The following is an 11,107-nucleotide window of genomic DNA, read 5'->3' on the forward strand; positions in this document are numbered from 1 at the left end:
AATTATCTGCTGACTCTTACACCATACTATCTAAATTAAATATGCAGATCTAAAAACAGTCATCAATTTTTTCCTTTCTTAAACATACTTTTTAACTCCTTAGCTGCTTCTTTTATATCTGGCTGGGAAATAATAGCTGAGACCACTGCAAGCCCATGGATATCTATACCTTCAAACTCTGGTATTGTAGTCTTATTAATTCCTCCAATTACCACAATAGGCAGTTCAATATGTTCTCGTATTCGTGCAAGTTCATCTATGGATGTAAGCTTTGCATCTGTTTTCGTATCAGTTGCAAACATTGCTCCGATACCAAAATAGTCTGCATCATCTGACTGGGCCTTTATTGCTTCTTCAAGGGTAGATACAGATACACCAAGAATTTTATTGTCGCCGATCAATTTTCTTGCAATGGTTGCAGGTATATCACTTTGACCAATGTGTATACCATCAGCATCAACTGCTAATGCAATATCAATTCGATCATTAATGATTAATGGAATCTGATATCTATCTGTAATTTTCTTTATTTTCATTGCTATTTCAAAAAATTCTAAAGATGAGCAATTTTTTTCTCTCAATTGTATTACAGTACAACCACCTAAAATAGCTTGTTCTACAGCAGTCTCCAGTTTTTCTGTACTCATAAGCTCTCTATCTGTTATAAGATAGAGTGTATAATCAATATTTGGTTTCATCTATCTTCACCCTTTCTACAAAATATGTGCTATTCATATTTGATAAAGCATCAATAATACCAATATGAAAACTACCTGTTCCCATTTCTCTAGTTTTTACAAAGGAAAGCTCACCAGCAATTCCCATTACAACAATTCCTGTAACTGTTGCTGTATAGTAATCTTTTGTTATACCACAGAAACTACCTACAAGTGCAGATGTCATACAGCCTGTACCAGTTACTTTAGAAAGTAGTTTATGGCCGTTGGTTATTTTAACAATACGAATGCCATCTGAAATAACATCTACTTCTCCTGTAATTCCTACAACACAAGAATATTTATTCGCCACTGACTTTGCAATAGCTTCTGCATCATTTTTTTCATCTGCTTTTGAAGTATCAACTCCTTTTGTAGACACACTTAGTCCAGCTATAAAGGAAATTTCTGATAAATTTCCACGAATTACATCTATTTTTATTTCTGAGAGAATTTTTTGTGTTGTTTCGTTTCGCAGTGTGGACGCTCCTGCTCCAACAGGATCTAAAACTACGGGAATATGAAGTTTATTGGCTTTTTTTCCAGCTCTAATCATGGAATCAACAGTTCGTTGATTTAAAGTTCCTATATTAATTACAAGAGCGGAAGATATTGAAACCACTTCTTCCACTTCTCCAACATCATCAGCCATAATAGGTGATGCTCCAATTGCCAAGATGGCATTTGCACAATCATTTACTGTAACATAATTAGTGATATTATGAATGAGTGGACTTTTTATCCTAATTTCATGAAGTAAATCTGCACAATTATTAGTTAAGTAATTCATTAGTACTCCCAACCTTTCTTTTATTTATAATAAAGCATATAGAACCAATAGCTACCATTACAGATAAGGTAGACACCTGTTGATTTTCATTTTCATTACAAATCTCCTTTACTTTCCTTGATGTTCAAACCATTTTTATATAGGTCATAGAAATGGTGTGTTGGTCCATTACCCTTACCAATATTTAAGGAATGTTCTATTGCTGTTGTAATATATTTTTTAGCCTGTTCTACGGCAATAGACATAGGCATACCATGTGCAAGATTGGAAGCAATAGCCGAAGAAAAGGTGCAACCTGTCCCATGGGTATTTTTCGTATTTATACGCTGGGTTTTAAAATAATAAAACTCTTTACCGTCATATAAAATATCCAGTGCATCTCCAATAGCATGACCACCTTTAACAAGAACATTTTTACATCCCATGTCATAAATAAGTTTTGCTGCTATTTTCATATCTTCTGTGTTTCTTATTTTGATATTTGATATCTTCTCAGCTTCTGGAATATTAGGTGTAAGTAAATCAGCATAAGGTAGTACAACTTTAATCAACGTATCTATGGAATCGGGGTCCATAAGCGGACACCCATTTTTCGCATACATTACAGGATCAATTACAACATTACATGGCTTATATTGCTCAAGTTTTCTTGCTACTGCCTCCATGCAAAATTGTGTAGACAGCATGCCAATTTTCACAGCATCAACTTCAATATCTTCAAATACTGCATCAATCTGACTTTCAATCATATCTGGAGTAATATCCTGTATATCCATAACACGGCTGGTATTTTCTGCTACTACTGAAACAATGACACTCATTCCAAATACTCCATGTGCTGAAAATGTTTTTAAATCTGCCTGTATACCAGCACCTCCACTACAATCTGATCCAGCAATACTAAGTACCTTTTTCATTTAAACTCCTCCTTTTCTTCTTTATATATAATAAACTAGGGTACTTCCCTATATGGAGAAGCACCCTAATCAAATACAATAATGTAAGTGATTTGCTTCCCTACGTTGGTATTAACCAACAGGTTCAAAGGGTCAGGTTTTACCTTCTCAACTATTTCTAGTCCCCCCGCAAATATTAACTATATTCATTTTTTACTTAATAATCCTATCTTAAATAATAATAGGGTACTTCTCTACACGGAGAAGCACCCTAATCAAATACAATAATGTAAGTGATTTGCTTCCCTACGTTGGTATTAACCAACAGGTTCAAAGGGTCAGGTTTTACCTTCTCAACTACTTCTAGTCCCCCCGCAAATATTAACTATATTGAGTATATCTTATAATAATAACATAATCAAGGTACAAAATATAATTTATTCTCTAACTTTATTTATATAATGATTGCTGTCTTCAACAATTATAGTCATACTATCATCAGATATTAGATTTAAAAAATTATCTAAAAAAGTATAATTACTCTTTAAGATATAATTCAATAATCACATATATAAAAATAATATATAATTTAATAAAACTTTTTCAGCTATATAATTGTCTAATAGACAGATAATAAAAATGAGCTCATATTTTATTCTCAAGGAGGTGGTTATACTGGAAAAATTAGTTCTTAAAGCAATAAAGGGAGATGGTGAGAGTTTTGGCCTTCTTATAAATAGCAAAAAAGAAGATTTATATAGAATTGCATATAGCTATGTACACAATGAACAGGATGCACTTGATATTATAGGGGAAGCAGTCTATAAATCATATATATCAATAAGTAAGTTAAAACATCCAGAATATTTTAATACATGGATCGTTCGTATAGTCATCAATTGTGCTATTAATTTTATAAACAAATCTAAAAGAATTTTATATCTAGATAATAAGACTATAGAAAGTTTAAATAATGAAAAAAATGATATTGTGGAATCCATTGACTTAAAAGAAGCCTTAGAAAAGTTAGACCATAATTATAAAATTGTCATAATATTAAGATACTCTCAGAACTTAAAGTTGAAAGAAATAGCTGAAATTCTAGAACTTCCTTTAAGTACAGTAAAAACTAGGCTTTATAAGGCAATAGAACTTTTGAAAATAGAACTTAAGGAGGGCGAAGATTTTGAATAATAATATTGATGATTTGAAAAAAATTTATTCAGATATAAAAATACCTGATGCCTTAAACGATACAATTAACAATTCAATAATAAAGGGAGAGAATTATATGAAAAAAAATAATAAAAGCAAGAAAAAAATAATTAATAGCTTTATATCAGTAGCTGCGGCAGTTGGAATATTTACTCTTAGTATAAACATTTCCCCATCCTTTGCAAATAGTCTTGAAGGTGTTCCCGTTTTAGGCACACTAGTTAATATACTTCAATTTAATAATGGAAGTTCTCAAGGAGGTAAAATAACTGACGGCATTGATGTAAATTTTATATCTCTAGACCAAAAAAAAGATTCTGATATTATCACAATAAACTTTGATGGCTTTAATAAAGAAAACCAAGAAATTGCACCATTTTTTAATGTGGATTATAAGGAAGCACCTTTTACAATGACATTTTCTATATCTGGTGCAAGAGGTCTTTCTGCCAATAAGTACTTTGAAGAGTTAAAAAAGAGTGAATATATCCAAGATATCTATGAATTAATGACTTTAGATGACTCTGCACAAAGATTCAACATAGTATTTAATCAACCAATTGATTTCAAAGTAGAGGAATATAAAAATCCTGCTTATATAAAAATACAAATTTCAAAAAATACAGAAAAAACTTCAGAACAAAAAATATATTCCATAAGAACTAGTTCTTATGAAAAAGGAGAAGAATTTGCTTTTCTTGAAGAAATGTTATTTGAAATAGAAGACCTTAGAATTTTAAAAGATAGCAATGAAACATACTTATATGAACTGGGTCAATATAATTCAGATAAAGAAGCACAAGAAAAATTGAAAGAGTATAAAGATACTTTTAATAATAGTATAGATATATACGTTGAAGAAAGGACTATGGACAAAGTCCCTCAAAGTATAAAATAGTAAAGAAGTAATATTTAAAAACATATACCATATTTAGGGATGAGGCTTAATTAAACTTCATCCCTTGATTTACTTGTACACATAGTTATTCAGCTTCCATAACTGAAATTATAGTAGCCAAAGCATCTATATTTTCTTCTGGAACACCAGATATACAAAGCCTTATGTAGTTGCAATCCTTCCGATTTTTCTTTTCAAACCATTCTTCGGGGAAGAATTCTAATGCTGTTTTTACCAAAATCCCATGATCTTTAAGTTTCTTTTCAAGTTCTACAGCCTCTATATCTTCAGGAAGATGAAGCCATATGAATATTCCATGCTCTGGAACATACCAACTGGAATCTAGTGAGCTTAATGATTTAACAATTTCAGATGCCTTCTTAAGTTTGGTTTCATAAGATTTTTTCACCTTTTTAATATGTTTTTCATACATTCCTGATTTTATGAAAATATCCAGTGCTGCTTGTGGAATTTTTGATGTATTCAAATCACTAATATGCTTAATATTAATCACTTCTTCAATCATGGACTCTGGAAGTACTGCTGCCCCCATTCTTATTCCAGGCATGAAAGCTTTTGAAAAGCTTCGTATATAAATAGTACTTTTCCTTATATCATAATAATGTATTGGCATGGAACCTTTTTTTGAGCCTATATCTGCTAAATAGTCATCTTCTATAATAAACACATTATATTTAAAAGAGAGTTCGGCAATTTTCTGTTTGTCTTTTTCAGAAAGAGTATAACCTGTGGGATTATGATGTCTTGGTATAATATAAAAGGCAGTAATTTCACCTGACTTAAATATCATTTCCATTTCGTTATAGTCAAAACCATCAACCCTCCTTTCAATTCCCATAATATCAATCCCTAAATGATCTGCCAATTTTAAAGCAAGATTGTATGTAGGAGATTCAACAAGTAATTTACCTTTACTTTTCCTAAATAGATATTGGAACACTAGCCCTATGGCTTGTTGGGCTCCATGGGTAACTATTATCCTTTCAGCAGTAGTATATATTCCATCCTTCTGGAATTCATACTTCAATGTATCCCTTAAAGAAGATAGTCCTCCACTAGATTCATATCCAAACAATGTATTTTTATACATATCAACTGCCTTATTCATTACATGAGTAAATTCCCTATATGGAATAAGTTTTTCATCTGGCTTAACTGTCCTGAAATCAACCTCTTTCTGTACTACTTTTAAACTTTCTTCAGAATCAACCAAGTAAAAACCTCCACGGGGAATACTATATACTTTATGCTCTCTTTCAAGTTCGTTATATGCTTTATTTACAGTTATTTTATTGATAGAAAGATATGAAGATACTTCTCTGCAACTGGGAAGCCGCTGACCATTTTTTATTCGCCCATCCTTAATTTCTCTAAATATAAAATCCTTTACTATCTCAACTTTGCTTTTTTTCATCATTTCTCACCTCCATCCCATATTCTGTAATAGTACAGAATAGATTTTGCATAATTGAACTACTATATTTTTCATTATATACTTAATTTACAATAATTCAATATATTGGAGGTAATAAAGGTGGATGAACTATACAAAGATAAGTGCATGAAAATGTTTGTAAGTCCAAATGTTTCTCTAACAGTCATGGGAACTTTAGGTACCCGAATCAAAACTAAGGAATATGGAGAATTGATTGACTTTGAATCAGGATGTTGGGCTGCTGTCCTAGGTCATAGCAAGAAAGAAGTGGTAGATACTATAGTTGAAAATGCAGGACATTTATTTCATACTCATCAATATTTTGATACAGAACACCCAGGTGCCTTAGTAAAAGAACTTACTGCAGCATCTAAACTTAAAGGAAATTATAAAGGTACCTTTATGTCATCAGGAAGTGAAGCTGTTTCTCTAGCTGTCTTACTAGCTGAACTTGTTACTGGTAGACTAAAGAAGCTCTCCTTATCAATTTCTTATCTTGGTACATCAACAGAACTAAGGATGCCTAGAAATCCTAATCAATGGATGGATCTAGATGTATATGAGTGCCTTAACTGTACAAAAGATTCTAACTGTGGAGAATGTGGCAAACATAATCATATAGATTTCTCACATATGGCAGCATTTGTTTTCGAACCTGGAAATTCAGGAGGTCTTGTTCTGTGTCCACCCGATAAGCTAATTACATTTTTAGTTGAAAATATTAGAGATGCAGGAGGTTTTGTTATAGCCAATGAAGTTACAACAGGCTTCGGCAGAACTGGTAAATGGTTTGGATTCCAACACTATAGGGTCTTTGACAGTGAATCAAGCTCCCCTGATTTTATTGCACTAGGTAAAGGTCTTGGAAACGGCTATCCCATAAGCGGCGTGCTAGTTCGTTCAGAATTGGCAAAGATAGTAGAGTCAATGGATTTTAGATACGTCCAATCCCATACAGACGATCCTCTAGGTTGTATTGTAGCAAGAAAAGTAGTTGAAGTCATGTTAAATGAAAACCTCATTGAATATGGAAATAAAATAGGCGAATATTTTCGTTACAAACTAGCTGAAATAGGAGAACGTACAGGTGGAATAACAGAAGTACGCGGAAGAGGAATGATGAACGTTGCAGTTCTTAATAGAAAACATAAGGCATTAGAAGTATTTAAGCATCTCCTTAAAAGAGGTTTTTTCATTGGATATTCAGAGGCTCATAATTATCTGCATTTCTATGCTCCTTTAATAATTAAAAGTGAAGAAATCGATAGCCTATGTAATTCTCTTGAAATCATTCTAGAATCTAATTCAGTTATAATATCTAAATAACTTATATGGGATTGTATAAATTATTATTTAAAGTTATGGAGGTAGTAAAATGAACAACCTTGAGTATTATATCTCTACTGATAAATCAAAATTAAATATTGAAGCAGTAAATTCATTACTCAGACAATCTTATTGGGCTAATGAAAGAGCTGAAAAAACAATATTCAAATCAGTTGAAAACTCCATCTGTTATGGGGTATACCAGAATGAAAAATTAGTTGGATTTGGTAGAGTCGTTACAGATTTCTCTACAGTTTATTGGATTTGTGACATAATCATTGATATAAATCATCGTAACAATGGTTAGAGATATAAAAATAATCCATAGATTTTGCAAAATCTATGGATTATTTTTATCTTATTGCCAACCAAATAAAAGGTATACTAAATCCCTAATTATTAGGTATTTTAAATTCAAAATGTTGATAATCCTTTAATGACTTCCATTCTCCACCCCATTCCCATCCTCTACTTATAAAGGCATTATAGCAGTTGTCTCCTTTAACTATCATACCTTTTCTAATATTTTCTCTGTCTAGATATTCTCTACTACTTTCAGGTGATACTATGTTGTTTTTAACATAAGGATTCTGTACTGGGTTAATATCTATGGCCACTCCATAACCATGGTTGGATATTTTTTTACTGCCTACAATTTCTCTATAGCAAAATGCTGAAGTATTATTGTCTAACATGGATAATTCATCATTTGCATTATAATCATCAATTAATCTTATTTTTTCAATAGGAAATTTAGCCTCATATAATTCTTTAAAAATCTCAATAACATCCTCTGATACTACTTTATTTACAATAAGTTCTCCTACATGTTCTTTATCATCAAATCCCCAATAAGTTACTTGAATATAAGCTAAATCTTCTATTTTTATATTGTTATTTTCTTTAAATGATATTCCTAAAATCTTATCCTTTATTTCTTCTGACAACGGATTAAAAGTAAATATAGTTTCTGGTTCCTCTATATCATCAGTTTTGCCTTTTTCTATACTTAGATTGTTTTCATCGTCTTTGATGAAGGTTGTTACTGAATAATCATATCCCTTATGTATTACATTGTTTGTTTTTAAAGCATATATCTTATATCCTATAAAAATCATAAATACGATTATAACTGCCATGCACTTTTTAAATTTCACAATCATTCCCCCGTTCATAAAATAAAATACTATATTAATAAATTTAATAAAGTAAGAAGCTAGTTCTACTAACAAATCTATGAATATATCCAAATGTTATGACTTTTATTTCCATTTGTCACAACTGTTAATATAAAAACCTATTTTTGATATGAGACAATACATTTGTGACAAGTAAATATGAAAAAAGGAAAGACCTCTGATATAATGTTGTTTACCATAACAAACAAAAATCGGAGGGATCTTTCCTTATGAAAACAATTATAACAGAAGAGATGAGATTTCGTCAAAGGGTAGTTAAATATGCAATTAAACATGATAATAATGCTAAAGCAGCTAGAAGATACCACACTAGCCGTCAGCAAGTCCAACGTTGGAGAAAAAGATATGATGGAGATGTAAGATCTTTGGCAAATAAAAGCAGAAGACCACAATTTCATCCTAACCAACATACTCAAGAAGAGTTGGACTTAATAAAGCATAAACATAGATACCATCAGCATGAAGGATATGCACAAGTGTATCGGAAGTTAAGGGATGCAGGGTATAAAAGAACTTATGACTCTATGTGTAGACAGCTAAGAAAAATGAAATTAAACGTAGCCAAGAAAAGAGCTAGTTATCCTAAATCTAATTATCGTAAAGATGCTACTACTTATCCTGGAGAAAGAGTGCAAATAGATGTAAAATATGTTCCAAATGAATGTATTGGTTTTGCAAGTAATCATAGTAGATACTACCAAATAACAGCTATTGATGAATATTCAAGAAAGAGATATTTAGAATTAGTTAATGAACTTAGCACATATAGTACATCTAACTTTTTAACACGATTAGAAGATAAATTAGGATTTAAAGTTGAATTGGTTCAAACTGATAATGGAATCGAATTTGTTAATGATCAAGATATTACAAATAAGAAAACTAGATTTGAAAAGTATTTAGAAAAGCTAGATATAAAACACAAACGTATTCGTCCATATTCACCATGGCAAAATGGTATAGTAGAGCGTAGTCATAGGATAGATAATGAATTATTCTACAGCAGAAGACGGTTTAGTAGCTATAAAGAAATGGAGAAGTCATTTAGAAGATATAGTAACAAATACAATAACATAGCAAGGAAAATTCTTAACTTTAAGACGCCAAATGAAATAGTTGAGGAGTACTTCTCTAAAAATGCTGCTTAAGATGGTATTACTAATAATTATTTAATCAAGGATCGCTATCGCTTTCCTCCTTGACAAAATAATTACTAGCAATTTAAGAAAACCACAGCATTATTCAGAGAAAATTTTTCAGAGGTCTGTGTCACATATGTTTGACTTCTCTAGAAAACTGTTAATATAAAAACCTATTTTCCTCTTGTAATTTGGATTAAAAAATGATAGACTATCATGGTCTATTTATATTGTGAGAGTGTTTCCTTGGAACCCACTTTAAAAAAATCAAGGGAGTGATAAAAATCATAAGATACAGTAGGATTTTAGAAAAAAATCCTAGAGAAATCGTACTTTTAAAATCGCGCCCATGTACATGGGCGCGATGTTTTTTTTGTGATTATATCCATGATAATTGCAAAGATGACACAAGCATAATACAGTTTAATAAAGAGATTCTCAAAGATATAACTGGAAATTTTAAAAAACTAGAGGTAATAAATTCAGCAAGTGTATTTGAATTACCTAAGGAATGCTTACAGGATATAAAAGACATAGTATATGGAAAGGATATAAAGGAACTTTATTTTGAAAGCCACTATATGTATAAAAATAGGCTTCAAGAGATAAGAGATTTTTTCCCAGACATAGATGTGAAATTTAAAAGTGGAATCGAAACTTTCCATAATGAATTCAGAAATAATTATCTTAAAAAAGGTGTGAACTTTAATAGTCCACAAGAAGTGGCTGCCCACTTTGACAGTATTTGTCTTCTTGTTGGAATAAAAGGTCAAACAAAGGGAATGGTATCTCAAGATATTGATTTACTTCTAAAATATTTTAAAAGAGGATGTATAAATATCTATATGGAAAATTCCACACCCGTAAAAGCTGATCTTGAGCTTATATCTTGGTTTAAAAAAGAGTATTCCTATTTAAAGGATATGGATAATATTGAAATTCTTTGGAATAATACAGACTTTGGAGTAGGTGAAAAAGATGAATACTAAAATGATTACAAGAGGTGCTGTAGTTGCTGCACTATATGCCATTTTAACTTTGACTTTACCTGCCTATGGTCCTTTACAATTTAGGTTATCTGAAATAATGACACTTCTTGCATATTTTGATCCCTTTTATGTAATACCCCTAACCATAGGATGTGCTTTGGCAAATTTGGCTAGTCCTTTTGGTGTAGTCGATGTTATATGTGGAAGTCTTGCAAGTTTTTTAGCTTTAAAATCCATGAGTAAAACTAAAAATATTTACTTAGCAAGTATATATCCTTCACTTTTTAGCTTCATCATAGGACTAGAAATAATGTTTTTATCAACTGAACCTGTAAACTTTTTTCTAGTAACAGGTCAAATTATGATTTCAGAATTTGTTGTAGTCACTATAATAGGTATACCAGTAATTAAATATATAATGAAAAATCAATATATAGAAAGACTAATCCAGCCTCTACATATGTAGAGGCTGGATTATATTAT

12 protein-coding genes and 2 riboswitches are annotated in these 11,107 nt (G+C 31.1%); of the genes, 7 read left to right on the top strand and 5 right to left on the bottom strand.

All coding sequences use genetic code 11. The features are described 5' to 3' along the window. Nucleotides 1–62: 62 nt before the first annotated feature. The 3 genes from thiE to thiD form a co-directional block, all read right to left on the bottom strand. Entirely contained in the window at nucleotides 63–698 is a 636-nt protein-coding gene (gene thiE / locus KQI41_RS11425) for a thiamine phosphate synthase (RefSeq protein ID WP_154441182.1), read from the bottom strand. Next, a complete protein-coding gene (thiM, locus tag KQI41_RS11430) occupies nucleotides 682–1,506 on the bottom strand; it encodes a hydroxyethylthiazole kinase (RefSeq protein WP_154441180.1) in 825 nt (274 codons plus the stop codon). Before thiM ends, thiE begins: the two co-directional genes overlap by 17 nt. A 95-nt stretch (nucleotides 1,507–1,601) precedes the next feature. After that, nucleotides 1,602–2,423 (bottom strand): bifunctional hydroxymethylpyrimidine kinase/phosphomethylpyrimidine kinase, encoded by an 822-nt coding sequence (thiD, locus tag KQI41_RS11435; protein ID WP_154441178.1) that lies wholly within the window; start codon nucleotides 2,421–2,423, stop codon nucleotides 1,602–1,604. Between the two features lie 79 nt (nucleotides 2,424–2,502). Continuing rightward, a riboswitch (TPP riboswitch) is annotated at nucleotides 2,503–2,601 on the bottom strand. Nucleotides 2,602–2,687: 86 nt separating this feature from the next. Continuing rightward, nucleotides 2,688–2,786: riboswitch (TPP riboswitch) on the bottom strand. Nucleotides 2,787–3,041: 255 nt separating this feature from the next. Here thiD and KQI41_RS11440 point away from each other — a divergent pair. Both KQI41_RS11440 and KQI41_RS11445 read left to right on the top strand, forming a co-directional pair. Continuing rightward, a complete protein-coding gene (locus KQI41_RS11440; RefSeq protein ID WP_154441176.1) occupies nucleotides 3,042–3,596 on the top strand; it encodes a sigma-70 family RNA polymerase sigma factor in 555 nt (184 codons plus the stop codon). Next, nucleotides 3,589–4,515, top strand: a complete 927-nt coding sequence (locus tag KQI41_RS11445) for a DUF4179 domain-containing protein (protein ID WP_154441174.1) — start codon at nucleotides 3,589–3,591, stop codon at nucleotides 4,513–4,515. Before KQI41_RS11440 ends, KQI41_RS11445 begins: the two co-directional genes overlap by 8 nt. Nucleotides 4,516–4,600: 85 nt before the next feature. Here KQI41_RS11445 and KQI41_RS11450 read toward each other — a convergent pair whose 3' ends face one another. After that, on the bottom strand, nucleotides 4,601–5,953 hold the full coding sequence (locus KQI41_RS11450; protein ID WP_154441172.1) for an aminotransferase-like domain-containing protein: 1,353 nt from the start codon (nucleotides 5,951–5,953) through the stop codon (nucleotides 4,601–4,603). A gap of 117 nt (nucleotides 5,954–6,070) precedes the next feature. Between KQI41_RS11450 and KQI41_RS11455 the strand changes: the two genes are divergently transcribed. Further along, complete coding sequence (locus KQI41_RS11455; protein WP_216585334.1) at nucleotides 6,071–7,297, top strand: aminotransferase class III-fold pyridoxal phosphate-dependent enzyme; 1,227 nt, start codon at nucleotides 6,071–6,073, stop codon at nucleotides 7,295–7,297. 49 nt (nucleotides 7,298–7,346) lie between these two features. Next, the gene (locus tag KQI41_RS11460; protein ID WP_154441170.1) at nucleotides 7,347–7,604 is read left to right on the top strand and encodes a GNAT family N-acetyltransferase; all 258 of its coding nucleotides are present in this window, start codon (nucleotides 7,347–7,349) and stop codon (nucleotides 7,602–7,604) included. Nucleotides 7,605–7,689: 85 nt separating this feature from the next. On the opposite strand, the gene KQI41_RS19300 is transcribed toward KQI41_RS11460, so the two are convergent. Continuing rightward, entirely contained in the window at nucleotides 7,690–8,454 is a 765-nt protein-coding gene (locus KQI41_RS19300; RefSeq protein WP_216585335.1) for a M15 family metallopeptidase, read from the bottom strand. 251 nt (nucleotides 8,455–8,705) lie between these two features. Between KQI41_RS19300 and KQI41_RS11470 the strand changes: the two genes are divergently transcribed. From KQI41_RS11470 to KQI41_RS11480, 3 genes are all read left to right on the top strand, one after another. Continuing rightward, nucleotides 8,706–9,644, top strand: coding sequence for a DDE-type integrase/transposase/recombinase (locus tag KQI41_RS11470; RefSeq protein WP_216584757.1), 939 nt, complete (start codon nucleotides 8,706–8,708; stop codon nucleotides 9,642–9,644). Between the two features lie 266 nt (nucleotides 9,645–9,910). Beyond that, nucleotides 9,911–10,624, top strand: coding sequence for a radical SAM protein (locus KQI41_RS11475; RefSeq protein ID WP_229768631.1), 714 nt, complete (start codon nucleotides 9,911–9,913; stop codon nucleotides 10,622–10,624). Further along, nucleotides 10,614–11,090: a QueT transporter family protein gene (locus KQI41_RS11480; protein WP_154442617.1), complete on the top strand. Its 477-nt coding sequence runs from the start codon at nucleotides 10,614–10,616 to the stop codon at nucleotides 11,088–11,090. The genes KQI41_RS11475 and KQI41_RS11480 overlap by 11 nt, the downstream gene beginning before the upstream one ends. Nucleotides 11,091–11,107: the final 17 nt, after the last annotated feature.

The organism is Tissierella pigra (assembly GCF_018917845.1).
Taxonomy (GTDB): domain Bacteria; phylum Bacillota; class Clostridia; order Tissierellales; family Tissierellaceae; genus Tissierella; species Tissierella pigra.